22 protein-coding genes are annotated in these 25,322 nt (G+C 73.0%); 12 read left to right on the top strand and 10 right to left on the bottom strand.

Going from position 1 to position 25,322, the window contains the following annotated elements:
- Positions 1 to 30 precede the first annotated feature (30 nt).
- The gene (locus AB0G32_RS12350; protein ID WP_361161824.1) at positions 31 to 930 is read left to right on the top strand and encodes an AraC family transcriptional regulator; all 900 of its coding nucleotides are present in this window, start codon (positions 31 to 33) and stop codon (positions 928 to 930) included.
- A gap of 57 nt (positions 931 to 987) precedes the next feature.
- Here the strand turns inward: AB0G32_RS12350 and AB0G32_RS12345 are convergent, their stop codons facing one another.
- The 3 genes from AB0G32_RS12345 to AB0G32_RS12335 all read right to left on the bottom strand — a co-directional run bounded on the left by AB0G32_RS12345 (position 988) and on the right by AB0G32_RS12335 (position 4,442).
- Positions 988 to 2,388 (bottom strand): glycoside hydrolase family 16 protein, encoded by a 1,401-nt coding sequence (locus AB0G32_RS12345; protein WP_361161822.1) that lies wholly within the window; start codon positions 2,386 to 2,388, stop codon positions 988 to 990.
- Between the two features lie 176 nt (positions 2,389 to 2,564).
- Positions 2,565 to 3,542, bottom strand: a complete 978-nt coding sequence (locus AB0G32_RS12340) for a L,D-transpeptidase (RefSeq protein WP_361161820.1) — start codon at positions 3,540 to 3,542, stop codon at positions 2,565 to 2,567.
- A gap of 147 nt (positions 3,543 to 3,689) precedes the next feature.
- Positions 3,690 to 4,442 carry an IclR family transcriptional regulator gene (locus AB0G32_RS12335; RefSeq protein WP_361161818.1) on the bottom strand — a complete coding sequence of 251 codons (753 nt, stop codon included), beginning with the start codon at positions 4,440 to 4,442 and terminating at the stop codon, positions 3,690 to 3,692.
- A gap of 166 nt (positions 4,443 to 4,608) precedes the next feature.
- Here AB0G32_RS12335 and AB0G32_RS12330 point away from each other — a divergent pair, with 166 nt between their 5' ends.
- Together AB0G32_RS12330 and AB0G32_RS12325 are read left to right on the top strand one after the other, a co-directional pair.
- Complete coding sequence (locus AB0G32_RS12330) at positions 4,609 to 5,946, top strand: 6-phospho-beta-glucosidase (RefSeq protein ID WP_361161816.1); 1,338 nt, start codon at positions 4,609 to 4,611, stop codon at positions 5,944 to 5,946.
- A gap of 178 nt (positions 5,947 to 6,124) precedes the next feature.
- The gene (locus tag AB0G32_RS12325) at positions 6,125 to 6,997 is read left to right on the top strand and encodes a sulfotransferase (RefSeq protein WP_361161814.1); all 873 of its coding nucleotides are present in this window, start codon (positions 6,125 to 6,127) and stop codon (positions 6,995 to 6,997) included.
- Position 6,998: 1 nt separating this feature from the next.
- Here AB0G32_RS12325 and AB0G32_RS12320 read toward each other — a convergent pair whose 3' ends face one another.
- The 3 genes from AB0G32_RS12320 to AB0G32_RS12310 form a co-directional block, all read right to left on the bottom strand.
- Complete coding sequence (locus AB0G32_RS12320; protein ID WP_361161812.1) at positions 6,999 to 9,512, bottom strand: hypothetical protein; 2,514 nt, start codon at positions 9,510 to 9,512, stop codon at positions 6,999 to 7,001.
- 38 nt (positions 9,513 to 9,550) lie between these two features.
- Positions 9,551 to 10,549: an STM4015 family protein gene (locus AB0G32_RS12315; protein ID WP_361161810.1), complete on the bottom strand. Its 999-nt coding sequence runs from the start codon at positions 10,547 to 10,549 to the stop codon at positions 9,551 to 9,553.
- A 93-nt stretch (positions 10,550 to 10,642) separates the two neighbouring features.
- Entirely contained in the window at positions 10,643 to 11,800 is a 1,158-nt protein-coding gene (locus AB0G32_RS12310; protein WP_361161808.1) for an ATP-grasp domain-containing protein, read from the bottom strand.
- 292 nt (positions 11,801 to 12,092) lie between these two features.
- Here AB0G32_RS12310 and AB0G32_RS12305 point away from each other — a divergent pair, with 292 nt between their 5' ends.
- Together AB0G32_RS12305 and AB0G32_RS12300 are read left to right on the top strand one after the other, a co-directional pair.
- Positions 12,093 to 12,980, top strand: coding sequence for a metallophosphoesterase (locus AB0G32_RS12305; RefSeq protein WP_361161807.1), 888 nt, complete (start codon positions 12,093 to 12,095; stop codon positions 12,978 to 12,980).
- Entirely contained in the window at positions 12,977 to 13,663 is a 687-nt protein-coding gene (locus AB0G32_RS12300) for a 4'-phosphopantetheinyl transferase superfamily protein (RefSeq protein WP_361161805.1), read from the top strand. The genes AB0G32_RS12305 and AB0G32_RS12300 overlap by 4 nt, the downstream gene beginning before the upstream one ends.
- 163 nt (positions 13,664 to 13,826) lie before the next feature.
- Here the strand turns inward: AB0G32_RS12300 and AB0G32_RS12295 are convergent, their stop codons facing one another.
- The 3 genes from AB0G32_RS12295 to AB0G32_RS12285 form a co-directional block, all read right to left on the bottom strand.
- Positions 13,827 to 14,063 (bottom strand): hypothetical protein, encoded by a 237-nt coding sequence (locus AB0G32_RS12295; protein WP_361161803.1) that lies wholly within the window; start codon positions 14,061 to 14,063, stop codon positions 13,827 to 13,829.
- Between the two features lie 118 nt (positions 14,064 to 14,181).
- Positions 14,182 to 14,724 (bottom strand): toxin-antitoxin system, toxin component, encoded by a 543-nt coding sequence (locus tag AB0G32_RS12290; RefSeq protein ID WP_361161996.1) that lies wholly within the window; start codon positions 14,722 to 14,724, stop codon positions 14,182 to 14,184.
- Between the two features lie 32 nt (positions 14,725 to 14,756).
- A complete protein-coding gene (locus AB0G32_RS12285; protein ID WP_361161994.1) occupies positions 14,757 to 15,413 on the bottom strand; it encodes a helix-turn-helix transcriptional regulator in 657 nt (218 codons plus the stop codon).
- Positions 15,414 to 15,647: 234 nt separating this feature from the next.
- On the opposite strand from AB0G32_RS12285, the gene AB0G32_RS12280 reads away from it, so the two are divergent.
- The 7 genes from AB0G32_RS12280 to AB0G32_RS12250 all read left to right on the top strand — a co-directional run bounded on the left by AB0G32_RS12280 (position 15,648) and on the right by AB0G32_RS12250 (position 24,531).
- Positions 15,648 to 16,307 (top strand): hypothetical protein, encoded by a 660-nt coding sequence (locus AB0G32_RS12280; protein WP_361161801.1) that lies wholly within the window; start codon positions 15,648 to 15,650, stop codon positions 16,305 to 16,307.
- Positions 16,308 to 16,382: 75 nt separating this feature from the next.
- Complete coding sequence (locus AB0G32_RS12275) at positions 16,383 to 17,378, top strand: LacI family DNA-binding transcriptional regulator (RefSeq protein WP_361161799.1); 996 nt, start codon at positions 16,383 to 16,385, stop codon at positions 17,376 to 17,378.
- 130 nt (positions 17,379 to 17,508) lie between these two features.
- Positions 17,509 to 18,858, top strand: a complete 1,350-nt coding sequence (locus AB0G32_RS12270; RefSeq protein WP_361161797.1) for a sugar ABC transporter substrate-binding protein — start codon at positions 17,509 to 17,511, stop codon at positions 18,856 to 18,858.
- A 6-nt stretch (positions 18,859 to 18,864) separates the two neighbouring features.
- Positions 18,865 to 19,818, top strand: coding sequence for a sugar ABC transporter permease (locus tag AB0G32_RS12265; protein WP_361161795.1), 954 nt, complete (start codon positions 18,865 to 18,867; stop codon positions 19,816 to 19,818).
- On the top strand, positions 19,815 to 20,678 hold the full coding sequence (locus AB0G32_RS12260) for a carbohydrate ABC transporter permease (RefSeq protein ID WP_361161793.1): 864 nt from the start codon (positions 19,815 to 19,817) through the stop codon (positions 20,676 to 20,678). Before AB0G32_RS12265 ends, AB0G32_RS12260 begins: the two co-directional genes overlap by 4 nt.
- A gap of 32 nt (positions 20,679 to 20,710) precedes the next feature.
- Positions 20,711 to 22,294 (top strand): glycoside hydrolase family 13 protein, encoded by a 1,584-nt coding sequence (locus AB0G32_RS12255; RefSeq protein ID WP_361161791.1) that lies wholly within the window; start codon positions 20,711 to 20,713, stop codon positions 22,292 to 22,294.
- 83 nt (positions 22,295 to 22,377) lie between these two features.
- On the top strand, positions 22,378 to 24,531 hold the full coding sequence (locus AB0G32_RS12250; protein WP_361161789.1) for a discoidin domain-containing protein: 2,154 nt from the start codon (positions 22,378 to 22,380) through the stop codon (positions 24,529 to 24,531).
- Here the strand turns inward: AB0G32_RS12250 and AB0G32_RS12245 are convergent.
- Positions 24,503 to 25,312 carry an ABC transporter ATP-binding protein gene (locus tag AB0G32_RS12245; RefSeq protein ID WP_361161787.1) on the bottom strand — a complete coding sequence of 270 codons (810 nt, stop codon included), beginning with the start codon at positions 25,310 to 25,312 and terminating at the stop codon, positions 24,503 to 24,505. The two genes, AB0G32_RS12250 and AB0G32_RS12245, sit on opposite strands and share 29 nt — an antisense overlap.
- Positions 25,313 to 25,322: the final 10 nt, after the last annotated feature.

Raw genomic sequence — 25,322 nt, 5'->3', positions numbered from 1 at the left:
GGGTGCCCGAGCGGACGGTACGAGAAGGACATGGCGGACGAACACCCTCACAACGCGGGCGGCGGCGACGGGATCAGAACGTTCCCCTTCCCGGTCGATCTCAGCCTCCTCGGCGTCGGCGTGCAGGTCGGGCCGATGGGCGCCGGCCGCACCTGGCACGCCCAGGCCCCGATGCTCCGCGTGCACCGCATCGACTTCCACGTCGTCATGCTGTTCACCGGCGGCCCGGTCCGGCACATGGTCGACTTCGCCGAGTACGAGGCGAGCGCCGGCGACGTGCTGTGGATCCGGCCCGGACAGGTCCACCGCTTCTCGCAGACCAGCGAGTACCGCGGAACCGCGCTGACCATGCAGCCCGGCTTCCTGCCCCGCGCCACCGTCGAGGCCACCGGCCTGTACCGCTACGACCTGCCGCCGCTGCTGCGCCCCGACCCGGCCCGGTACGACGCCCTGACCGCCGCCCTGGACCAGTTGCGACGCGAGTACGAGGACGCCACCACCCTGCCGCTGAGCCTGCACACGGCGGTGCTGCGGCACACGCTCACCGCGTTCCTGCTGCGCCTCGCGCACCTCGCGGCCAGTTCGGCGGAGGCGGCCCGCAGCCACCAGGCCGACACCACGTTCACCCTGTTCCGGGACGCGGTGGAGCGCGGCTTCGCCACCAATCACAGCGTCAGCGCCTACGCCGACGCGCTCGGCTACTCCCGCCGCACCCTGGTCCGCGCGGTGCGCGCCGCCACCGGCGAGACCCCGAAGGCGTTCATCGACAAGCGCGTCGTCCTGGAGGCCAAGCGGCTGCTCGCCCACACCGACCTGCCGATCGGCCGGGTCGGCGCGGCGGTCGGCTTCCCCGACGCGGCGAACTTCTCCAAGTTCTTCCACCAGCACACGGACCTGACGCCGGCGGCGTTCCGGGCGGAGCTGAGCTGAGCCGGGCACGGCGAAGGGGGCCGCGCTGCCGCGCGGCCCCCGGTTCCGGCGGGGTGCTCAGTGCCCGAAGCTGAACCAGTTCACGTTCACGAAGTCGGCCGGCTGGCCGCTGGTGAAGGTCAGATACACGTCGTGGGTGCCGGTCACCGAGGAGATGTTCGCCGGGATCGTCCGCCACGACTGCCAGCCGCCGGTGCCGCCCACCGCGAAACTGCCGACCGGCGTGGCGGTCCGGCTGTCCAGGCGCACCTCCACCAGCCCGCTGACGCCGGTCGCCGCCCCGCTGGCCACCCGGGCGTTGAACTGCGTGGCCGCGCCGGAGCCGAACTTCACGCCCTTGAACTGCGCCCAGTCGCCGTTGGCCAGGGCGCCGATGTTCTGCCCGCCGCCGGAGTCGGTGGTGGTCTCGGTGAGGGTGCCGGACTGGGCGTCGTAGGACTCGGCCTGGATCGCGGTGTACGCGTCCCGGTTCCCGGTGGGCGGCGGGGTGGTGGTGCCGCCCGAGCCGGCCGACAGCACCTGGACGTAGTCGACCAGCATCGGGTGGCCGGGCACGGTGCCGCTGTCCGGGCCGCCGCCGAAGGCGCCCGGGAAGCCGCCGCCCATCGCCACGTTGAGGATCACGAAGAAGCCGTGGTTGGTGGCGTTGGCCCAGGTCGTCGCGTCCATCTGGTCGGCGCGCACGGTGTGGTAGTTGACGCCGTCGACGTAGAAGCGGATCTGCTCGACGCTGGTGGAGCGGTCCCACTCCATCCGGTAGGTGTGGAAGCCGGACTGGCAGGTGGAACCGGGACAGGCGGTGGAGCCGCCGATGCCGGTGGTCTCGTTGCAGGGGCCGCCCGGGTTGGTCCCGCAGTGCATCGTGGCCCAGACGGTGTTGAGGCCCTGGACGTTCTCCATGATGTCCAGCTCGCCCACGCCCGGCCAGTTCCAGTAGTTGCCCCGGAACGGCGCGCCCAGCATCCAGAACGCGGGCCAGTAGCCCTTGGCGGCGGCGCCGGTCACGTTCGGCATCTGGATGCGCGACTCGACGCTCAGCTTGCCGCCGGCCGGCGGCTGGAAGTCGGTGCGGTTGGTCTCGATCCGGCCCGAGGTCCAGTTGCCGGACGCGTCGCGCAGCGGGGTGATGCGCAGGTTGCCGCTGCCGTCGAGGGAGACGTTGTTGGTGGCGGAGGTCATCGTCTCCACCTCCCCGGTGCCCCAGTTGGCGGCGCCGCCCGGGTACGAAGTGCCGGTCGCGTACTGCCAGTTGGCGGTGCTGACGCCGGAGCCGGCGCTGCCGTTGAAGTCGTCCAGGAAGAGCTGGGTCCAGCCGGAGGGCGGCGTGGGCGCGGAGGCGTCCGCGTCCGGGGCGGCGAGGGTGGCGCCGGCCACCGCCAGGCCGAGTGCGCCCAGGGCGGCGACGAGCGCGTGCCGCAGCGGTCTGCGTCTGTGCGGGGGGCCGGAGGATTCGCGCATGGGGGTGCCTCTCGGTACGGGGAGGATGCGGGGGCACTGCGACTCTGAGAGCGCTCTCAGAATGCGGCCAATGTGCTCCCCGGGTCCCCGGTCGTCAAGAGGTGAAGCCGATAAAGTCCTTGTGTTCAGGGCGAGTTCAGCCCTTGAAGGGGGCGAATGGGACAGCGCGACCGGCCCTACAGGGCGCTGCCCGCCTTCCACTTCTTCCAGGACAGGTTCCAGCCGTTGAGCCCGTTGGCCGGGTCGACGGTGTCCTCGCCCGAGTTCTTCACGATCACCACGTCCCCGAGCAGCGAACCGTCGTAGAACTCGTACCCGGCCGTCTCCTGGTCCGCCCCGCCCTTGGCGTCGTGCAGACCGATGCAGCCGTGCGTGCCGTTGCTGTGGCCGAAGACCGAGGCGGCGGTCCAGTAGTTGCCGTGGATGAAGGTGCCGGAGGTGGTCAGCCGCTGGGCGTGCGGCACGTCCGCGATGTCGTACTCGTCGCCGAGTCCGACCGTCGAGGACTGCATCCGGGTCTCCGCCAGCCGCTCGCTGATCACCATGATCCCGGCCCAGGTGGTGTGGTCGGAGGAGCCGCCGGTGACCGGATAGGCGGCGGTCTTCGCGCCGTCCGTCACGACCGTCATCGTCTCCTTCTTCAGATCGACGGTGCTGATCTGCGACCGGCCGACGCGGAAGGTGAAGTTCTTCGTCTGGGTGCCGTAGAGGTCCTCGCCCGCGCGGACGCCGGCCAGCCGCAGGTCGACGGTGACCGTGGTGTCCTTGGCCCAGTACGTCTTCGGCCGGAAGTCGAGCCGGGTGTCGCCGAACCAGTGGCCGACCACCTCGACACCGGGGTCGGCGCTCACCGTGATCGCCGACTCCACCGCCGCCTTGCGGGTCACCGCGTGCGAGAAGGTGATCGACACCGGCATGCCGACCCCGTAGGTGCCGCCCGCCTCCGGGGTCACGGTCGCGGTCAGGGAACGGGTCTTCGCGGTGGTCCCCCCAGCGGTCCCGCCGGTGGTCCCCTCGGCGGCCCGCGCGGTGCCGGACGCCGCGCCGGCCAGCGCCGCGGCCACCGGCACGGCACCGAGCGCGGCGAGCACCCCGCGCCGGGACCACCGTCCCGGCTGGACGTCCTGCTGGTCGGGTATGCGGGGGGTGATCACGGGTCGGGCCTTTCGGGGGTTCGGCGGCGATTGGGTGCAGTCTGCACCTTATAGCTGGGCCGGCCCTGTGAGGAGCTGTTCGTCACCTGGGAGAGCTGTGAGAAATGTGGCAGGAGTGAATAAGCCGTAAGCGCGCCTCCCCGCCCCTCACCGGGGACCGGGCCGCCACCCCAGCGCCCGGGACATCCCGCGGGCCGCCAGCCGCACCGCCGGCACCAGCACCGGTACCCGCGCGGCGTCGTGCGGGACGACCACCGAGACGGCGGCGGTCACCGTGCCGTCCGCGCCGCGCACCGGGGCCGCCACCGACAGGGCGTCCTCGGTGACCTGCCGGTCGCTGACCGCCGTGCCCGTGCGCCGCACCTCGGCCAGCGCGCGGCGCAGCCGGGCCGGGTCGGTGACCGTGTACGGGGTGAACGCGGCCAGTGGACCCGCGCAGTACGCCTCCTGGAACTCCGGCGCGCCGTGCGCCAGCAGCGCCAGCCCCACCCCGGTGGCGTGCAGCGGCCAGCGGCCGCCGACCCGGATGTGCACCCCGACCGCCGACCGCCCCGACAGCCACTCGACGTACACCACCTCGTCGCCGTCGCGCACCGCGAGCTGCACGTTCTCGTGCGTCGCCTCGTACAGGTCCTCCAGATAGGGCAGCGCGGTCTGCCGCAGCGCCAGGCCGCGCGGCGCGAGCGCGGCGATCTCCCACAGCCGCAGCCCCACCTGGTAGCGCCCCGCCCCGTCGCGCTCCAGCGCGCCCCACGCGGTGAGCGCGCCCACCAGCCGGTGCGCGGTGGTCAGACTCAGCCCGGCCCGGCGGCTGATGTCGGTCAGGCACAGCGCGGGGTGCTCGTGGTCGAAGGCGGCCAGCACCGACAGCAGCCGGTCGGGGGCGGTGGAGGCGGTCATGGGCCGGGTGTCTTTCCGGGAGCGGGCCGGTGCCGGTCCCGGTGAAGGTAGGCACCGCACGCCCGGCAGTCAATGATCGGTACGGTCCTCGCCGGCCGGCCCGCGTGCCATGATCGGCGGCAGCGGAGGCCGGCGGCGGGCCGGCCGGTGCGGGAAGGACGCGGACGTGAGGCTGACGATTCTGGGCGGCGGCGGATTCCGGGTGCCGCTGGTGTACGGGGCGCTGCTCGGGGACCGGGGCGAGCGGCGGGTGACCGAGGTCGTCCTGCACGACCTCGACGGCGACCGGCTCACCGCGGTCGCCCGGGTGCTGGCCGAGCAGGCCGCCGGGGTCCCGGACCCGCCCCGGGTGACCGCGACGACCGACCTGGACGCGGCGCTCACCGGCGCCGACTTCGTGTTCTCCGCGATCCGGGTCGGCGGCCTGGCGGGCCGCGCCGAGGACGAACGGGTGGCGCTGGCCGAAGGCGTCCTCGGCCAGGAGACGGTCGGCGCCGGCGGCATCGCCTACGGCCTGCGCACCGTCCCGGTCGCCGTCGACATCGCCCGCCGGGTGGCCCGGCTGGCCCCCGACGCCTGGGTCATCAACTTCACCAACCCGGCCGGACTGGTCACCGAGGCGATGTCCCGGCACCTCGGCGACCGCGTCATCGGCATCTGCGACTCGCCGGTCGGCCTCGGCCGCCGGATCGCCCGGACGCTCGGCGTCGACCCGCGCGAGGCGTTCGTCGACTACGTCGGCCTCAACCACCTCGGCTGGGTGCGCGGCCTGCGGGTGGCCGGCCGCGACGAACTGCCGCGACTGCTCGCCGACCCCGCCCTGCTCGGCTCCTTCGAGGAGGGCCGGCTCTTCGGCCCCGACTGGCTGCGCGCCCTCGGCGCGATCCCCAACGAGTACCTGCACTACTACTACTTCAACCGGGAGACCGTACGCGCCTACCAGGCGGCCGAGCGCACCCGCGGCGCCTTCCTGCGCGACCAGCAGGCCGCGTTCTACGCCGAGGCCCGCGACCCCGGCCGCTCGGCGCTGGAGCTGTGGGAACGCACCCGCGCCGAGCGCGAGGCCACCTACATGGCCGAGAACCGGGAGACGGCCGGCGCCGGCGACCGCGCGGCCGAGGACCTGGCCGGCGGCTACGAGCAGGTGGCCCTGGACCTGATGCGGGCCCTGGCCCGCGGCGAACGCACCACGCTGATCCTCAACGTCCGGGGCGGCGGCACGCTCGCCGCCCTGGACGCCGACGCCGTCATCGAGGTGCCCTGCCTGGTCGACGCCAGCGGCGCCCGTCCGCTGTCCGCCGGTCCGCTGCCGGACCACGCCACCGGCCTGGTCTGCGCGGTCAAGGCCGTCGAACGCGAGGTCCTCGCGGCCGCCGAGTCCGGCTCCCGGGCCCGGGCCGTCACGGCCTTCGCGCTGCACCCGCTGGTGGACTCCGTGAACGTGGCCCGCCGCCTCGTCGACGGCTACACCGCCGTCCATCCCGGCCTCGCTTACCTCCGGTAACCGCCGACCGCCGGTACTCCGGCCAGCGTCTTCCCATGAAGAATTAAGGAAGCGGCGAAGCGCCTGGTCAACCGTGCTGTACGCGAAAGTGCGACCCCGCGGCGCCGCCTGCCGTACACCTCCGGTTCGCCTGCCACCCCTGGGATGCGGCCAGCACGACCAAGAGAGAGGTGGCACGGTGCGAGACCCGCGACTGTCCGCGATCGGCAAGGGACTGAAGCGCCGGGGGAGGCTGATGGCCCAGGCGGTCAGCCCGCCGCGCAGAACCCTCGACGCGGTGCCCGCGCCCCGCCCGCCGGCCGACGAGGGGTACACCGCCCCGCCCGCGCCGCGCCTGGTGGAGTCCCCGGTGTTCGTCCTGTCCTCGGTGCGCTCCGGGTCGACCCTGCTGCGGGTCCTGCTGAACAGCCACAGCCGCATCCGCGCCCCGCACGAGATGCATCTGCGCACCCTGCGGGTCCAGCTCACCCGGTCCTTCACCCCGAAGGCCATGCGGGCGCTGGAACTCGACCGGGACGAGCTGGAGCACGTGCTGTGGGACCGGGTGCTCCACCTCGAACTGGTCCGCAGCGGCAAGGACCTCATCGTCGACAAGACCCCGGCCAACGTGCACGTCTGGCCCCGGCTGCACCGATGTTGGCCGGCGGCCCGCCGGATCGTGCTGCTGCGCCACCCGGGCGCGGTGGTGGCCTCCCTCACCGCCCGCCGCAGCGACCCGGACCACGCCGCCATCCGCGCCGAGGTCCTCGGGTACGCCGAGAAGCTGGAGGAGGCGCGGCACGACCCCGCCGCCCACGTGATCACCTACGAGGACCTCACCGCCGAGCCGGAACGGGTCACCCGGGGCATCTGCGACTACCTCGGTGTGCCCTGGGAGTCCGGCATGCTCGACTACGGCAGCAAGGACCACGGCGACTTCCGCCCCCAGCTCGGCGACTGGTCCGACACCCTCAAGTCCGGCCGCATCCGCGCCGCCCGCCCCGCCGCCCCGGACACCGACCTGCCGCCCCGGCTGCGCGAACTGGCCCGGGCCTGGGGGTACCGGGACTGACCTACGGGGCCGGCGCCGGGCGCCGGTCCGGGTAGGTGACGTCGGGTATCGCGACGCCCAGGGCGGTCAGCCGCCGGGCCAGCTCGGCGGGGCTGAGGCCCAGCTCGCCGACGACGGTCAGCAGGTCCTCCGTCCGCAGCGGGCCGTCGGCCGGGGGCAGCGCCCGGACCAGCGGCAGCTCGGCGGGGTCGGCGGTGGCCGGCACATGGATCTCGTGGCCGAGCCGGGTCAGCCGCCGCGCGATCGCCTCGGGGGTGTGGCCGGTCGCCCGCGCCGCGCGCAGCACGTGCTCCAGCGTCGGTCTGCCCAGCCAGCCGAGCCAGGGCGCCCGGGCGTCGAGATTCCGGCTGAGCACCAGGATGTCCACGTCGTCGTAGCCGTCGAACGCGGGCAGGGTGTGCTGGATGTCGCCGAACGCCCGGAGGCGCTCGTCGATCTCGGCCGGGGTGCGGCCGAGGAGCTGCGCGGCGCGCAGCACATGGCCGAGACCGGCGTCCTCCATCAGCTGCACCCAGGGAGCGCTGCCGTCGACGTTCTGGCTGAGGATCAGGGCGTCGTCCGGCTCCGGGGCGAAACCGAGGGTGTGGCCGAGGGCGGCCAGCCGGACGGCGACGTCGTAGGAGCTCCGCTTCAGCGCGTAGGCGATGTGCCGGACATGGTTCGCGCTCACCGGCTCCGCGGGGTCGAGGAACTTCACCCCGTGCCCGTTGAAGGTGATGAGCTTCAGGTCGTCGGGGCGCGTCGTGGGCGGCAGCGTGTCGGACAGCCGCCGGTAGCCCAGGGCCCGCAGCCGCCGCCCGATCTCGGCCGGGCCGGTGCCGTCGGCGTCCGCCCGCCGCAGGATGTGCGCGGGCGCCACGACCGCCCGCGGGTCCAGCCAGCCGGTCCCGGACCTGACCAGGCCGGTGGCGCCGGCGCCGATCGGCCCGGCCGGCGGATCGGCGGGCAGTACGACGTCGGTGTAGCCCAGCGCCCGGTACCGCTCGGCGGCTTCCCGGACGCCGCCGCCCGCTTCCTCGGCGGCCTGGACGATCCGGCCGTACGGCACGGTGTCCGCCAGCGGGACCGCGGTGCCGTCCCGCTGCTCGGTGATCAGCCGGAGGTCGTCCTCGGTGACGGGCCGGTCGGGCAGGTCGGGCACCCGGTGGCCCAGTTCGCGCAGCCGGTCCGCCACGGCCGCGGCGGTCATGCCCTCGGCGTGCGCGGCGCGCAGCGCGTACCCGACCGGCACCGGCCCGGTACGGGAGATCCACAGCGTGTCCTCGGTGGGCACCGGCAGGCTGAGGAGCCGCAGGTCGCGCTCCCGGGCCTCGGCCGGTATGCCCTCGGCGGGGATGCGGTAGCCGAGCCGCCGGAGCCGGTCGGCTGCCTCGGCGGGGGTCCGTCCGGTGCGGACGCAGACCGCCAGCAGGTGCGGCAGCCACTCGGGATCGCGCTGTGTCAGCCGGCCGAAGCGCCCGCCCCGGTCCCGTTCGGTCAGGTCGAGGTCGGCGGCGTCCACGGACCCGGCGAGCGGCCCCTCGGGCAGGTGGTGGTGGCCGAGGCGGCCGAGCCGGGCGACGACCTCGTTCGGGTCCCGGCCGTGGGTGTGCGCGAAGCGCAGGACGTGGTGCAGCGGCACCGGCTGCCCGGCGTCCAGCCAGGGGGCGCGGCCGTCCAGCCCCGCGCTGGCGAGCACCAGGTCGTCGGCGGACACCTCCGGCACGGCGGCACTGGTGCGGAAACCGAGGCGGGTGAACCGCTCGCCCAGCGCGATCACCGCGTCGGCCGTCTCCGCGGGGGTCCGCGGCAGGTCACGGGGCCGGACCAGGTGCAGTACGTGCAGGACGTGGCCCAGCGGCACCGGCTCGGTGTCGGACAGCAGCGCCCCGGACGCGTCCCGCACCAGATGCTGGTCGCCGTCCTCGACGGCCTCGGGCAGGGTGCCGGGAGCCGGCGGCCGGTAGCCCAGTTCGGCGCAGCGGGCGGCGAGTTCGGCGGCCGGCCGGCCGAACTCGGCGGCGGCCCGCACCAGGTGGGCCCGCAGCCGGGGCGGGTCGTCCGGCAGGGCGGGCCGCTGCCCGTCGAGCGACCCGCTGACCAGCTTCAGGTCGTCGTGGTCCACCGTCTGCGGGAAGCGGTCGGGGCCGGGCACCGGGAAGCCGAACTCCGCGCAGCGCGCCGCCAGCTCGGCGGGGCGCCGGTCCAGTCGCAGGGCGGCGCGCAGCACGTGGACGCGCAGCCCGGGAATGTCCTCGGGGGTGATCCACGGCCCGCGGCCGTCGAGGTCCCGGCTGAGCAGCCTGACGTCGGCGTCGGTGATCGCGGCCAGCTCCTCGGCGGGCGGCAGCCGGTAGCCCAGCCCGGCCAGCCGCTCGGCCACGTCGGCGGTGCCGCCGAGGTGATGCGCCGCCGCGCGCGCGACATGGAGGGCGGTCACCGGCTCGGCGGGGTCCAGCCAGGGGTCCCGGCCGTTCAGCTCACGGCTGACCATGACCCGCGTCTGGTGGTCGTCGGGGACCGGGATGTTCGCCATGGCGGCCTTTCCGGGGGGCGGGGCGGGGACTGCGGACATCATTCGGCGACGGCCGTGTAGCGGATGGGGGAGCCGTCGTCGTCCTCGTCCCAGTCGTCCTCGTCGTCGTCCCCGATCTGGCCCGACAGATCCACCCGCACCCCGGCCGGCTCCAGCGCCTCCCACACGCGCAGCATCATGGCGTCGCTCAGGTAGTGGTGGTGCAGATCGACGTAGCGCAGATGGGTCAGCGGCTGCCCGCGCAGCAGCGCCTCGGCGCCCTCGTCGCTGAGCGAACCCATGGACAGCCGCAGGGTGTCCAGCCGGGCCACGACCGGCGCCTGGGCCACCGCGGCGGCGATGTCGTCCTGGAACAGGCTGTTCTGCAACCCCAGATGCCGCAGCGCGGGCAGCCGGTCACCGTCCAGCAGCGGCCGCAGGTCGGCCACCGTCGCGTCGCCGCCGTAGTCCTCGACGCCCAGCCACATCTCCAGGTACTCCAGGGCGGGCAGGTCACTGGCGGCGACGTTGCGCACCACCTCGCGGGGCAGTCCGCCGCTCTCGAAGCGCAGCGTGCGCAGCCCCTCGTGGCGGACGACGGGGAACTCCAGGTCGGTGCCGCCCCGCACGCCGAGTTCGCGCAGGCCGGGGAAGGCGTCGAGGACCGGGGTGAGGTCGGACTGCTCGATCCAGGAGACCTCCGACTCCTCCATGTCCACGTCACCGAGGAACAGGGCCTCCAGGCTGGTCAGCCGGTCGGCCATCATCGGCATCCGGTCGTCCAGGCCGCCCCCGTCGAACCCGTACCACGGGCTGCCGATGAGCAACGCGCGTATGCCGTCCAGCGGGGCGGTCGCGAAGAACCGGTTCCAGTAGTCGTAGGCGTCCTCGTTCTCGGCCCGCTGGCCGCACCGCAGGCGCCATGCCACGGATCCCGGGTCGTCCGGCAGCGGCCGGTCGTCGCCGGCCTCCGGGAAGTCGAACACCGGGAGTCCGTGGAAGTGGCGCAGATGGTCGGGGCTGCGCGGGTGCAGGGGCACGTCGGCCGGGAGCTGCATGGTGGTTCCCTCGAAGGTGATGGGTCGGTCAAGGCACGCACTGTTCTAGCAGCGCCCACTGACAACCCGTCACCTCGGGCCGCGGCACCCGCCCTAAACGGGCTGCCCGGACACCCCGGTGACCCGCCCGGCGCCCGGCGCCGCCAGCGGCTGCGCCGGACGGGGCGGGGACGGTACGGCGGCCGCCGGGGTGAGCGGCGCCGGGTCCGGGTACCGCGGCGGCAGCGGCACCGGCCGCAGCGGCCGCGGACCGGACACCACCGTGTAGTCCTGGCCGAGGAACGGCGGCACGATCTCGCCCGGGTCGTCGCCGAGCGCGAGCCGCACCGCGGCCCACGGGGCGTTGATCCCGCACAGCGAGAGCTGGTGCAGCCCGCCGGCCGGCCGGGTGTTGACGTCCATCAGCACCGGACGCTCGCCGTACATGCGGAACTGGATGTTCGACAGGTGGTGCAGCCCGAACCCCTCCGCGACCAGCCGGGCCGGCGCCAGCCAGCGCTCGTCGAGGGTGAACCCGCGGCGGCGGCCGTTCTTGGTGCGGCCCACCGCCATCCGCACCCGGTTGTCGGTGCCGGTGAGGCAGTCCACCGACACCTCCGGCTCCTCCAGGCGCGGCATCACCAGCCAGTCGACCGGCTCGTCCGCCGCGAGCAGCGCCGCCACGGCCAGGTCCAGCGGCACGTACGGGGACGGGAACCCGTTCAGGTGGGTCAGCGAGAACGGGGTGCGGGTGACCACCCGGAAGCCCACCCCGCCCGCCCCGGAGGCCGGCTTGAAGCACGCCCGGTGCCCCTGCTCCTCCAGCTCCGCCACCGCGGCGACCAGTTCGTCCGCCGTCCGCACCCGCCACCACGGCGGTACCGGCACACCGACCGCCTGGGCCGCCTCGTAGCCGATCACCTTGTCCCGGAAGACGGCCACCGCCTCGGGCGGCGGGGCGAGCAGCGCCGTGCCCGCCGCCTCGAACTCGGCGCGGTGCGCCACGATCGCCGTCTGGTGCAGCCGCGGCACGAACACGTCGATGCCGCGCCGCCGGCACAGGTCCAGCGCGTACTCGACGTACGCCGCCGGGGACAGTGCCTCCGGCTCCAGTTCGGCGGTGTCGGCGGCGGCCAGCACGGGGGAGTCGGGGTCACCGTGCGTGGCATGGATCTCGACGGCCCGGTCGGCGGGATTTCTCCGCAGCTGATCCATGAAGAACACGTTCTCCGCGTACGTGCGGTTGAGCCAGACGCGTACGCGAGAGACCATGCAGGCCGCCTTCCACGGTAAGCGGGCAGGGCACAGCCGGCCGTGCCCGGCCAAGGGAGAAAAGGGACACCGGACCGCTCCGCGTGAAGGGGGAGTCAGGGGCGGTGGTGTTGGGGCGATCATAGGGGTTCCGGGGCGGCCCCGTGCAACGCGCGTGTTACGGATCGGCGGCGGCCCCGCGGACCGCGCTCCGGGCCGCTCTTGTCGCCCCGGCCCGCCGTGTGATCTCTTGGGAGCGACCGGCCGGGCCCGTCAGGGCGCGCCGCGCCGGAGCGTACGGAGGGGGCGAGAGGTGACGTCGACGGCCGGTGGCGCCGGACAGCTGTGGGCGGTCAGCGACCTGCACATCGGATATAAGGAGAACCGGGCTCTGGTCGAGGCGATGCGCCCCGCCGGTGACGACGACTGGCTGCTGGTGGCCGGTGACGTGGCGGAGACCGTCGCCGACATCCGCTGGGCGCTCGGTACCCTGGCCGGCCGCTTCCGCCGGGTCGTCTGGGTCCCCGGCAACCACGAACTGTGGACCCACCCCAAGGACGCCGTCACCCTGCGCGGCGTCGCGCGCTACGACCATCTCGTCGACGTCTGCCGCGAACTGGGCGTGACCACCCCCGAGGACCCCTACCCGGTCTGGGACGGCCCCGGCGGCCCCGCCGTGATCGCCCCGCTCTTCCTCCTCTACGACTACTCCTTCCTGCCGACCGGCTGCGCCACCAAGGAGGAGGGGCTGGCCTACGCGCACGGCACCGGCATCGTCTGCACCGACGAGGTCCTGCTGCACCCCGACCCCTACCCGAGCCGCGAGGCGTGGTGCCGGGCCCGGGTCGCCGCCACCGAGGCCCGGCTCGCCGCGGTGCCGGACGGCCTGCCCGTCATCCCGGTCAACCACTACCCGCTGGACCGGCACCCCACCGAGGTCCTGTGGCACCCCGAGTTCGCCATGTGGTGCGGCACCCGGCTGACCGCCGACTGGCACCGCCGCTTCCGCGTCGACACCATGGTCTACGGCCACCTCCACATCCCCCGGACCACCTGGCACGAGGGCGTCCGCTTCGAGGAGGTGTCGGTGGGCTACCCCCGGGAGTGGCGCAAACGGTCCGCGCCGCCCGGACAGCTGCGGCTGATCCGGCCGTACGACCGCGCGGCGGCCGCCGAATCGCGCCAGGGCGGGTTCCGGTGATCGAGGAGGTGCTGCCCGGGACGGTGGCCGCCGAGGAGGCCCGCGGCCACGACACCGCCGGGCACACGCCGCTGCACCCCGAGGAGGAGCCGCTGGTGGCCCGGGCGGTGGCCAAGCGCCGCCGTGAGTTCACCGTCGTACGCTCCTGCGCCCGGCGGGCGATGCGGCGCCTCGGCGTGGAACCGCAGCCGATCCTGAACGGCGAACGCGGCGCGCCGCGCTGGCCGGCCGGCCTGGTCGGCAGCATGACGCACTGCGACGGCTACTGCGCCGCCGCCCTGGTCCGCGCCACCGACCTGGCCTCCCTCGGCATCGACGCCGAACCCGACGCGCCGCTCCCGGAGGGCGTGCTGTCCGCCGTGGCGCTGCCCGCGGAGCAGGCCCGGCTGGCCCGGCTGGCCGCGGTCCGGCCCCAGGTGCACTGGGACCGGCTGCTGTTCAGCGCCAAGGAGTCCGTCTACAAGGCGTGGTTCCCCCTCACCGGCAAGTGGCTGGACTTCTCCGAGGCCGACATCGAGTTCACCGAGGACCCCGGCGGCACCGGCCGCGGCACGTTCCGCGCCGCGCTGCTGGTGCCCGGTCCCCAGGTGGGCCGGCAGCGCCTGGACGGCTTCGACGGCCGCTGGGCCGCCCGGGACGGCCTGCTCGTCACGGCCGTCACGGTGCCGCCGCCGCTCGTCTGATCGAGTGGCGCGGGCGGGTCGGTCGGGGCTCGGGGCGCGGGCTTGTCGGCAGCCGGGGTCGCGGGTGGGCCGGCGGCGGACGGCCTTGGGGGCCGCCCGGGGGGCCTGCTCGTCACAGCCGTCACCGTGCCGCCGGCGCCGGCCACCCGAAAGAGTCGGGCCGTCAGGGCTCTGGGCACCAGCTCGCCAGCAGTCGGAAGAACTCGTCCTCGTTCCCGGCCAGCCCCGCCGCGCGCAGTGCCGCCTCGGCCTCCGCGAGGACGGCGGGCGCGACCAGCGGCGGCAACGGGGCGCCCGGCGCGCCCGCGGCCTTGTCGAAGGCGGCCCGGACGGTGTACAGCAGGCGCAGATAGGCCTGGACGGCGGCGCGTTCCCGGTCGGTCGGCACGGCGGTGGTCATCGGTCGGCTCTCCCCACATCGGCGTCAGGCGTGCCGCCCCGCACGGCGGCCACCCCACCAGCTTGCCGCCCCCCACTGACAATCGGGACGAGCGGCGCCCGGCGACCCCGCCGCCGCGTCAGCCCGCGCACCCGCCGGGATAGCCCAACGACGCCTCGATCCGCCCCGCCAGCCGGTCCCGCCGCACCGGCTCGCGCAGCGACGAACCCGCCAGCCGGGTGCGGCACTTGCTGGCCAGCAGCAGGCCGAAGCTCTCCGCCTCGCGCTCGTCGGCCAGGTCGAAGCGGGACCGGGCGGCGACCGCGCGGACGGTGGCCCGCAGCGCGTCGGCGTCGGGGTTCTCGGCCAGCAGCCGGGCGGCGGCCGCCGCACCCCCGGTGACGTGCCCCCGGTGCCCGGCCGTCAGGTGCCACAGCTCGTGCCCCAGGATGACCAACTGGTGTTCGGGCGCGGTGCGTTCCTCCACGACGACCAGGTCGCGGTCGGCCAGGTCCAGCCACAGCCCGCTGGCCGTGCCGGGCGGGAACGCGGCGGTACGGAACAGCACCGGACGCCCCCGGCGCCGGCTCATCGCCCCGCACAGCTGCCCGTACAGGTCGGCGGGCGGCGCCGGTACCGGCAGCGTCAGCTCCGCCACCAGCCGGCCGCACAGCTGGCGCATCTCCCTGCCGATGCCCCAGCGCACCCCCGGGCTCACGACTCGGGCCGCTTGACGCTCTCCAGGAGCATGTCCAGCCACTCGGCGACCTTGTCCCGGTGCTGGTCGGTCGGCAACTGCGCGGCCCGCCAGGCGATGCCGCGCACGCCGTGGTCCTGCAACAGCCGCTCCAGCGGGTCGGCCGCCGCCTCGGCCGCCGCCCGCTCCCGGTCGGCGAGCTGCTGCAACAGCTCCTGCTCGGTGCGCTGAAGGGCACCGGCCAGCGCCTCCGGGTCCTCGGCGGTGAGGAATCCGGCGTGCACCCGGAAGAAGCGCTGGAGCGCGTCGCAGTGCTCCATGGTGGGCCGCCGGTCGCCGTTGATCAGCGCGCCCGCCTGCTGCCGGGACATCCCGGCGCCGTCGGCGATCTCCTGCTGGGTGTAGCGGCGGCCGTTCGGCTTGAGCCGGGTGCGCCGCAGCAGGTCGAGGCGCTGCACGAACCGCGCCTGCACATCGGGCTCCCCGGCCGGCCGGCCGCCCAGCAGCGCCTTGACCACGGACTCGGGCACCCCGCAGGCGGCGGACAGCCGGCCGGTGTCGAAGACCTCGGCGGGCGGGACGCCGAGCCGGTCGGCGAGCGCGGCGACGCGGGAGAGCACGGACGGCAGCGCTGCCGTCTGCGTGGTGCCCGGACCCTCGAAGCCACCCGCCACCGACAGATCTCCCACGTCTCTCACCGGACCCACAGGCTGCTGCTCACCGGCGGTCGCCGTGAACTTCCCGGAGAGTAGCCCTCGTTCGAACTGACATCCAGGCGTCGCCACAACTGTGGCCAATTTCAGCCGTCAACCGTCATGAAATGCCACGATAGTTGACATGCCTTGCGCCGGGGCAGCAGGATCGGGGCGCCGCGTGAAGGCCGCATAGGCAAGAGGGGTGACCTCCCGATGGCATTTCAGGCAGGAGGGCAGCGGTCGGCACCGCGGCCCGCGCCCGCGACCCCCGAGGCCCAGGCGTACCTCGACGACTACGCCGCGCTCCTGGACGCCGTCCCGCATCCCTCGTTCGTCGTCGACCACCGCTGGGACGTGGTCCTGGCCAACGGTGCCTTCCGGACACTTTTCCGCGAGACCGGACCGCACCCCACCGCGATGCCCGGCGACAACTTCCTGCGCTACGTGCTCTTCCACCCGGACGCGCCCGAGGTCCTCGGCGAGCACGAGTCGCGCTGGTGCCTGCCGATGCTGGCGCACTTCGCCTCCGTCATCGAGCACCACGGCCACGACCACGTGCTCCAGGCGATCCGCCGCGAGATCGCCCAGGACCCGATCATGGAAGCCGCCTACCGGCAGGGCCTGCCGCACTGGATCCGCGCGGTCGGCGAAGCGGCCGTCGAACACGACGGCACGCTGCGGCCGCTGCGCCACCCCGACGCTCGCCGGGCCACCGCCGAGTGCCGCGTCGTCGTCGAGACCTCCCGGTCGCTCGCCGAGCTCGGCTACCAGCGGCTGACCCTGGTGCTGCGCGAGGCCCGCCGGGCCCCGTCCCGGCCGCGCCGCACCCGCACCGGCGCCGCCCACCTCAGGGTCGTCCCGGCCGCCGACTGACCAGGCCGCCGCCCTTCCTGACCGGGGCACCGCATTACGCAAAGCGCTTTCATTTCTTGCGCTATTCTTGCGGGCATGACGCGACGACTTGCTGAGGTGGCGAAGAAGGTCGGGGTCAGCGAGGCCACGGTCAGCCGGGTGCTCAACGGCAAACCCGGGGTCTCCCAGGCCACCCGGCAGGCGGTCCTGTCCGCCCTGGACGTGCTCGGCTACGAACGTCCCACCCAGCTGCGCGGCGAGCGCGCCCGGCTGGTCGGCCTGGTGCTGCCCGAGCTGCAGAACCCGATCTTCCCGGCCTTCGCCGAGGTCATCGGCGGCGCGCTGGCCCAGCTCGGACTGACCCCGGTGCTGTGCACGCAGACCAAGGGCGGCGTCTCCGAGGCGGACTACGTGGACCTGCTGCTGCAACAGCAGGTCTCCGGCGTGGTCTTCGCCGGCGGGCTCTACGCCCAGGCGGACGCGCCGCACGGCCACTACGAGCGGCTCGCCGACCGCAGGATCCCGGTGGTGCTGGTCAACGCGGCCATCGAGCACCTCGGTTTCCCGGGCGTCTCCTGCGACGACGCGGTCGCCCTGGAGCAGGCCTGGCGGCATCTGGCCTCGCTCGGCCACGAGCGGATCGGGCTGGTGCTCGGCCCCGCCGACCACATCCCCTCGGGCCGCAAACTGGCCGCCGCCCGGGCCGTCGGCGAGGTCGACGACGCCTACATGGCCCGCTCGATGTTCTCCATCGAGGGCGGCCACGCGGCGGCCTCCCGGCTCATCGACCGGGGTGTCACGGGCTTCATCTGCGCCAGCGACATCCTCGCCCTCGGCGTGGTGCGCGCCGCCCGCCGCAAGGGGCTGGACGTGCCGGCCCGGATCTCGGTCGTCGGCTACGACGACTCCGCGCTGATGAACTGCACCGAACCCCCGCTGACCACCATCCGGCAGCCCATCGAGGCGATGGGCCGGGCGGTCGTGGAACTGCTCAACACGCAGATCAACGGCCAGTCGGTGGCCGCCGAGGAGCTCTTGTTCGAACCGGAGCTGGTGGTCCGCGGCTCCACCGCGCAAGCGCTGCGCGACTGAGACCCAAGCAGATCCAGACCACATCCAGGTCGCTGTCAAATAATTACAGATTCTGCGTGACATCTTGCGCCGTGCTGTTGCCGGTGCTTGAGTGTGCGGCGCCCACCGCTCCTGTCCTGAGGGGTCACCGATGTCACGCACCGGGTTCCGCCGTACCTTCGCCGCGCTGAGCGTCTGTTCGCTCGCTCTCGCCGTCTCCGCCTGCGGTTCGGGCGACGACGGCTCAGCCGGCGGCAAGACTCGCATCACGGTCAACTGCATGCCGCCCAAGAGCGCCAGGACCGACCGGCAGTTCTTCGAGGAGGACATCGCCGAGTTCGAGAAGGCCAACCCGGACATCGACGTCGTACCGCACGACGCGTTCCCCTGCCAGGATCCCAAGACGTTCGACGCCAAGCTGGCCGGCGGCCAGATGGAGGACGTCTTCTACACGTACTTCACCGACGCCGCGCACGTCGTCGACATCAACCAGGCCGCCGACCTCACTCCGTACCTCAAGGACCTGAAGAGCTACGACACCGTCCAGCAGCAGCTGCGCGACATCTACACCGTCGACGGCAAGGTCTACGGCATTCCGCGCACCGGCTACTCGATGGGCCTGATCTACAACCGGGCCCTGTTCGAGAAGGCCGGCCTCGACCCGGAACGGCCGCCGGCCACCTGGGACGAGGTCCGTGCCGCCGCCAAGAAGATCGCCGCCCTCGGCGACGGCACCGTCGGCTACGCCGACTACAGCGCCCAGAACCAGGGCGGCTGGCACTTCACCGCCGAGCTGTACTCCCAGGGCGGCGACGTGGTCAGCGCCGACGGCAAGAAGGCCACCGTCGACACCCCCGCGGGCCACGCGGTCCTCCAGACGCTGCACGACATGCGCTGGAAGGACGACTCGATGGGCAGCAAGCAGCTCCTGGTCATCAACGACGCCCAGCAGATGATGGGCTCCGGCAAGCTCGGCATGTACCTCGCCGCCCCCGACAACATCCCGATCCTGGTCAAGGAGAAGGGCGGCAACTACCAGGACCTGGCCCTCGCGCCGATGCCCGGCGGGCAGGGCACCCTGATCGGCGGCGACGGCTACATGTTCAACAAGAAGGCGAGCCCCGAGCAGATCCGCGCCGGACTGAAGTGGCTCGACCACATGTTCCTCACCCCCGGCGACGGCTTCCTCGGCGACTACGCCCGGGCCAAGACCAAGGACGCCCCGGTCGGTCTGCCCGAGCCCCGGCTGTTCACCGGCGCCGCCGACGCCGAGGACCAGCGGGTCAAGAAGGCCAACGCCAACGTCCCGGTGGAGAACTACCAGTCCTTCCTGAACGGCAACCAGAGCCTGGAGATGAAGATCGAGCCGCCCAGCGCCCAGCAGATCTACTCCGTCCTCGACGGTGTCGTCTCCGCCGTCCTCACCAAGGAGGACGCCGACATCGACGACCTGCTCTCCGACGCCGCCGGCAAGATCGACAGCATCCTGGCCCGGAGCTGACCGCACATGAAGACGGCTGAACGACGACCGGCCCAGACCGTGCCGGTCCGCCCGGTCGAGGCGCCGCCGCCCCGGCGGGACCGCAGGCGGCGCCGCCTCGCCGAACAGGGCCGCGCCTACGGCTTCCTGCTCGGCGGCCTGATCTGCTTCGCGCTCTTCTCCTGGTACCCGGCGATCCGCGCGGTCGTCATCGCCTTCCAGAAGTACACCCCCGGCGCGGACCCCGAGTGGGTCGGCACCGGCAACTTCACCCGGGTCTTCCAGGACCCCGAGTTCGCCGACGCCTGGCGCAACACCCTCACCTTCACGGCGCTGGCCCTGCTCATCGGCTTCGCGATCCCCTTCGTCCTCGCCCTGGTCCTCAACGAACTGCGGCACGCCAAGGCGTTCTTCCGGGTCGTGGTCTACCTCCCGGTGATGATCCCTCCGGTGGTCAGCGCCCTGCTGTGGAAGTGGTTCTACGACCCGGGCGCCGGCCTCGCCAACGAGGCCCTGCGCTGGTGGCACCTGCCCACCTCGAACTGGTCCAACGGCGCCGACACCGCCCTGATCTCCCTGGTCCTCGTCGCCACCTGGGCCAACATGGGCGGCACCGTCCTGATCTACCTCGCCGCCCTCCAGTCCATCCCCGGCGAGCTGTACGAGGCCGCCGAACTGGACGGCGCGAGCCTGCTGCAACGCGTCCGGCACGTCACGGTCCCACAGACCCGGTTCGTGATCCTGATGCTGATGCTGCTCCAGATCATCGCGACGATGCAGGTCTTCACCGAACCGTTCGTGATCACCGGCGGCGGCCCGGAGAACGCCACCGTCACCGTCCTCTACCTCATCTACAAGTACGCCTTCCTCTACAACGACTTCGGCGGCGCCTGCGCGCTGAGCGTCATGCTGCTGGCACTGCTCGGGGTGTTCTCCGCCGGCTATCTCCGGCTGACCCGCTCCGAGGGGGAGGACGCATGAGCTCCACCCGCACCCTCGTCTCGCCGGCCGTGCTGGCCCGCCCGCGCGGCCGGGCCGCCTACTGGAGCGTCTTCACCGGCGTCGTCCTGCTCTTCGCGCTCGCCTTCCTCTTCCCCGTCTACTGGATGGTGACCGGCGCGCTGAAGCCACCGGACGAGGTGACCCGCACCCCGCCCACCCTGGTGCCGGAGAAATGGCAGGTCAGCGGCTACACGGACGCCTGGGAGCTGATGCAGCTGCCCACCCATCTGTGGAACACGGTGGTGCAGGCGGCCGGCGCCTGGATCTGCCAGCTCGTGCTGTGCACGGCCGCCGCGTACGCCCTGTCCAAGCTGCGGCCCGCCTTCGGCAAGGTGATCCTCGGCGGCATCCTCGCCACCCTGATGGTGCCGACCCAGGCCCTGGTCGTGCCGAAGTACCTGACCGTCGCCGACCTCGGCCTGCTCAACGACCCGCTGGCCATCTGGCTGCCGGCCGTCGCCAACGCCTTCAACCTCTACCTGCTCAAACGCTTCTTCGACCAGATCCCGCGCGATGTGCTGGAGGCCGCCGAGATCGACGGCGCGGGCAAGCTGCGCGTGCTGTGGTCGATCGTGCTGCCCATGTCCCGGCCGGTGCTCGGCGTGGTGTCCATCTTCGCGCTGGTCGCGGTCTGGCAGGACTTCCTGTGGCCGCTGATGGTCTTCTCCGACACCGACAAGCAGCCGATCAGCGTGGCGCTCGTGCAGCTCTCGCAGAACATCCCGCTGACCGTGCTGATCGCCGCGATGGTGATCGCCAGCATTCCGATGGTCGCGCTGTTCCTGGTCTTCCAGCGGCACATCATCGCCGGCATCAGCGCGGGCAGCACCAAGGGCTGACGCCCTACCCCCCTCGTAGAAAGGCACGCACCGTGGGACAGCCCACCCCTGCCCGCTCCGCCGCCGACTGGTGGCGCTCCGGTGTCATCTACCAGGTGTACGTCCGCAGCTTCGCGGACGGCGACGGCGACGGCACCGGCGACCTGGCCGGCGTCCGGGCGAAACTGCCCTACCTCGCCGAACTCGGCGTGGACGCACTGTGGTTCACCCCCTGGTACCTCTCCCCGATGAAGGACGGCGGCTACGACGTCGCCGACTACCGGGCCATCGACCCGTCCTTCGGCACCCTCGCGGAGGCGGAGAAGCTGATCGCCGAGGCCCGCGAGCTGGGTATCCGCACGATCGTCGACGTCGTGCCCAACCACGTCTCCGACCAGCACCCGTGGTTCCGGGCGGCGCTGCACGGCGGGCCCGAGCGCGAGCTGTTCCACTTCCGTCCCGGCCGGGGCAAGGGAGGCGAACTGCCGCCCAACGACTGGCAGTCGGAGTTCGGCGGCCCGGCCTGGACCCGGCTGCCCGACGGCGACTGGTACCTCCACCTGTTCGCGCCCGAGCAGCCCGACCTCAACTGGGCGCACCCCGCCGTCCGCCAGGAACACGAGGAGATCCTGCGGTTCTGGTTCGAGCGCGGGGTGGCCGGCGTCCGCATCGACTCCGCCGCGCTGCTGGTCAAGGACCCGGAGCTGCCGGACTTCACCGAGGGCCGCGATCCGCACCCGTACGTCGACCGCGACGAACTCCACGACGTGTACCGCTCCTGGCGGGCGGTCGCCGACGAGTACGGCGGGGTGTTCGTCGGGGAGGTGTGGCTGCCGGACACCGAGCGGTTCGCCCGCTACCTGCGCCCCGACGAGCTGCACACCGCCTTCAACTTCTCCTTCATGACCTGCCCCTGGGACCCGGCGCGGCTGCGGGCCGCCATCGACACGACGCTCGCCGAGCACGCGCCCATCGGGGCGCCTGCCACGTGGGTGCTGTGCAACCACGACGTCACCCGTACCGCCACCCGGTACGGACGGGCCGGCGACACCGGGTTCGACTTCGCGGCGAAGGTCTTCGGTACGCCCACGGATCTGGTGCTCGGTACGCGGCGGGCGCGGGCCGCGGCTCTGTTATCGATGGCCCTGCCCGGTGCGGTGTACGTGTACCAGGGTGAGGAACTCGGGCTGCCGGAGGCGGACATCCCGCTCGACCGGATCGAGGACCCCATGCACGCGCGGTCGGGTGGGGTGGACCCGGGGCGGGACGGGTGCCGGGTGCCGCTGCCGTGGGTGGCGGACGCCGAGCATGCCGGGTTCGGCGGGGAGCCGTGGCTGCCGCAGCCGGCCGGGTGGGCCGCGTACGCCGCTGACCGGCAGGCCGGCGATGCCGGGTCGATGCTCGCGCTGTACCGCGAGGCGATTCGGCTGCGGGGGGTTTTCGGGGCGGGACCGCTGCGGTGGCTGCCCGCCGCGGACGGGGTGCTCGCCTTCAGCCGGGCCGACGTCACCGTTGTGGTCAACCTCTCCGGCTCGTCCGCCGAGCTTCCTCCGCACAGCCGGTTGCTGCTCGGCAGCGGACCGCTTGAGGCGGACGGGCGGTTGCCCTCGGACACGGCGGTGTGGCTGCGGCGGTAGCCGTTTCTCCGCGGTTCGTCGTGGCTGGTCGCGCAGTTCCTCGCCCCCCTTTCTTCCCAACCCCCACGTGAAGGGAACCGCACATGTATCTCACCAGATCCGCTCACCTCGGCATCGTCGTGGCGCTCGCCGCCGGTGCCCTCGTCACCCTGTCCACCGGCACCGCGCAGGCCGCCGCCGGCGCCACCCTCCCCTTCACCTCCGCCGAGGCCGAAGCCGCCACCAGCACCGGGACCAGGATCGGCCCGGACTACACCCAGGGCACCCTCGCCTCCGAGGCGTCCGGGCGGCAGGCGGTACGCCTGAGTGCCGGGCAGCGGGTCGAGTTCACCGTGCCCCGGGCCGCCAACGCCGTCAACGTCGCCTACAGCGTGCCCGACGGCCAGTCCGGCACGATGAACGTCTACGTGAACGGGCAGAAGCTCGCCAGGACGCTCGCCGTCACCTCCAAGTACTCCTACGTCGACACCCCGTGGATCGCCGGCGCCAAGACCCATCACCTCTACGACAACGCCCGCCTCCAGCTCGGCCAGGACCTCCAGGCCGGCGACAAGGTCGCCTTCGAGGCGGCGAACACGCAGGTCACCGTGGATGTGGCCGACTTCGAGCAGGTCGCCGCGGCGGCCACGAAACCGGCCGGTGCCGTGTCCGTCACCGACAAGGGCGCCGACCCCACCGGCCAGGGCGACGCCACCCAGGCGTTCCGGGACGCCATCGCCGCCGCGCAGGGCGGCACGGTGTGGATACCGCCGGGGGAGTACCGGATCACCTCCTCCCTCAGCGGCGTGCAGAACGTCACGATCCAGGGTGCCGGGGCCTGGCACTCGGTGGTGCGCGGCTCCCGGTTCATCGACCAGCAGAGCAGCTCCGGCAATGTCCGCCTCAAGGACTTCGCGGTCATCGGCGAGGTCACCGAGCGGGTCGACTCCGCCCCGGACAACTTCGTCAACGGCTCGCTCGGGCCGAACAGTTCCGTGTCCGGGATGTGGCTCCAGCACCTCAAGGTGGGGCTGTGGCTCACCGGCACCAACGACAACCTGGTCGTCGAGAACAACCGCGTCCTCGACACCACCGCCGACGGCCTCAACCTCAACGGCAACGCCCGAGGCGTCAAGGTCAGGAACAACTTCCTGCGCAACCAGGGCGACGACGCGCTCGCCATGTGGTCACTGAACCAGCCGGACGTCGGCAGCAGCTTCACCAACAACACCATCAGCCAGCCCAACCTGGCCAACGGCATCGCGATCTACGGCGGCACCGACATCACGGTCAGCGCCAACCTGATCTCCGACACCAACGCCCTCGGCAGCGGCATCGCGATCTCCAACCAGAAGTTCCTGGACCCGTTCCATCCGCTGTCGGGCACCATCACCGTCGACGGCAACACCCTGGTGCGCACCGGCGCCATGAACCCCAACTGGAACCACCCGATGGGCGCCCTGCGCGTCGACTCCTACGACAGCGCCATCGAGGCCCAGGTGCGGATCACCGGCACGACCGTCACCGACAGTCCCTACAGCGCCTTCGAGTTCGTCTCCGGCGGCGGGCGCGGGTTCGCGGCCAAGAACACCACCGTCGACGGGGCGACCGTCAACAAGGTGGGCACGGTCGTCGTCCAGGCCGAGACCCCGGGCGCCGCCACCTTCCGGAACGTCACGGCCACCGGCGTCGGCTCCGCGGGGGTCTACAACTGCCCCTACCCGGCCGGCTCGGGCACCTTCACCCTCACCGACGGCGGCGGCAACTCCGGCCTCGACACCACCTGGGCGGACTGCTCCACCTGGCCCCGGCCCGGCCAGGGCAACCCCGACCCCGACCCGGACCGCAACCTCGCCGCCGGGCGCCCCGCCACCGCCACCGGCGCACAGGACGTCTACACGCCCGGCAAGGCGGTCGACGGCGACGCGAACACCTACTGGGAGTCGGCGAACAACGCCTTCCCGCAGTCCCTCACCGTCGACCTCGGCGCCCGGCAGGCGGTACGCCGGCTGGTGCTGAAGCTCCCGCCGGCCGCGGCGTGGGGCGCCCGCACCCAGACCCTGTCCGTGCAGGGCAGCACCGACGGTTCGACGTACAGCACACTCGTCGCCGCCCAGGGGTACCGCTTCGACCCGGCCACCGGCAACACCGTCACCGTGCCGGTCACCGGTGACGTGCGGTATCTGCGGCTGCACGTCACCGGCAACACCGGCTGGCCGGCGGCCCAGTTCAGCGAGGTGGAGGCGTATCTCTCGTGACCTCCGTGTAAGTCCCCCCGCGCTTCGCCGCCTGGATCTGCTCGTACACATGGGTCCGCAACTCGGTGAAGCGCGGGGCGGCGCGGGTGTGCACCTGGTCGCGTTCGGGCGGCAGGTCGACCTTGAGCTGCTCCCGCACGACGGTGGGGGACGCGGACAGGACGACGACCCGCTCACCCAGGTAGACCGCCTCGTCGATGTCGTGGGTGACGAAGAGGATGGTGATCCCGCGCTCCCGCCACAGCCGGCGCACCAGATCCTCCAGGTCGGCCCGGGTCTGCGCGTCCACCGCCGCGAACGGCTCGTCCATCAGCAGCACCTCCGGCTCATAGGCCAGCGCCCGCGCGATGGCGACCCGCTGCTGCATACCGCCGGACAGCTGCCACGGATAGGCGCCCGCCGCGTCCCCGAGGTCGACGGAGGCGAGCGCGTCCGCGACCAGTTGGCGGCGCCGGGACCTGGGCATGTCCTTCTGTTTCAGCGGGAGTTCGACGTTCTCGCCGACCCGCAGCCACGGGAAGAGACTGCGCCCGTACTCCTGGAACACGAACGCCATCCCGGGCGGCGGCCCGTGCACCGCGCGCCCCGCCAGTGACACCTCGCCGCCCGTCGGGGTGAGCAGCCCGCCGACACACTTCAGCAGCGTCGTCTTGCCGCACCCGGAGGGCCCGACCAGACACACCAGTTCACCGGCCTCCACGGTGAACGTCAGATCGCGCACCGCCTCGATCCGGCGCCCGGATCCCTCGTACACCTTGCGCAGGCCGCGTACGTCGAGCATGGACCGCCCT

It is taken from the genome of Streptomyces sp. NPDC023723 (assembly GCF_040639815.1).
Taxonomy (GTDB): Bacteria; Actinomycetota; Actinomycetes; order Streptomycetales; family Streptomycetaceae; genus Streptomyces.
The sequence above is the reverse complement of the archived record's forward strand: the minus strand, read 5'-3'. Positions and strand labels throughout refer to the sequence as shown.

Bases quoted from the DNA above. Each gene is read 5' to 3' on its own strand.
- AB0G32_RS12290 (WP_361161996.1), bottom strand. From the start codon at position 14,724: ATGCGCCAGCTGTGCGGCCGGCTGGTGGCGGAGCTGACGCTGCCGGTA.
- AB0G32_RS12265 (WP_361161795.1), top strand. From the start codon at position 18,865: ATGAAGACGGCTGAACGACGACCGGCCCAGACCGTGCCGGTCCGCCCG.
- AB0G32_RS12335 (WP_361161818.1), bottom strand. From the start codon at position 4,442: ATGACCGCCTCCACCGCCCCCGACCGGCTGCTGTCGGTGCTGGCCGCC.
- AB0G32_RS12345 (WP_361161822.1), bottom strand. From the start codon at position 2,388: ATGCGCGAATCCTCCGGCCCCCCGCACAGACGCAGACCGCTGCGGCAC.
- AB0G32_RS12245 (WP_361161787.1), bottom strand. From the start codon at position 25,312: ATGCTCGACGTACGCGGCCTGCGCAAGGTGTACGAGGGATCCGGGCGC.
- AB0G32_RS12260 (WP_361161793.1), top strand. From the start codon at position 19,815: ATGAGCTCCACCCGCACCCTCGTCTCGCCGGCCGTGCTGGCCCGCCCG.
- AB0G32_RS12280 (WP_361161801.1), top strand. From the start codon at position 15,648: ATGGCATTTCAGGCAGGAGGGCAGCGGTCGGCACCGCGGCCCGCGCCC.
- AB0G32_RS12295 (WP_361161803.1), bottom strand. From the start codon at position 14,063: ATGACCACCGCCGTGCCGACCGACCGGGAACGCGCCGCCGTCCAGGCC.
- AB0G32_RS12315 (WP_361161810.1), bottom strand. From the start codon at position 10,549: ATGCAGCTCCCGGCCGACGTGCCCCTGCACCCGCGCAGCCCCGACCAT.
- AB0G32_RS12320 (WP_361161812.1), bottom strand. From the start codon at position 9,512: ATGGCGAACATCCCGGTCCCCGACGACCACCAGACGCGGGTCATGGTC.
- AB0G32_RS12310 (WP_361161808.1), bottom strand. From the start codon at position 11,800: ATGGTCTCTCGCGTACGCGTCTGGCTCAACCGCACGTACGCGGAGAAC.
- AB0G32_RS12250 (WP_361161789.1), top strand. From the start codon at position 22,378: ATGTATCTCACCAGATCCGCTCACCTCGGCATCGTCGTGGCGCTCGCC.
- AB0G32_RS12275 (WP_361161799.1), top strand. From the start codon at position 16,383: ATGACGCGACGACTTGCTGAGGTGGCGAAGAAGGTCGGGGTCAGCGAG.
- AB0G32_RS12270 (WP_361161797.1), top strand. From the start codon at position 17,509: ATGTCACGCACCGGGTTCCGCCGTACCTTCGCCGCGCTGAGCGTCTGT.
- AB0G32_RS12350 (WP_361161824.1), top strand. From the start codon at position 31: ATGGCGGACGAACACCCTCACAACGCGGGCGGCGGCGACGGGATCAGA.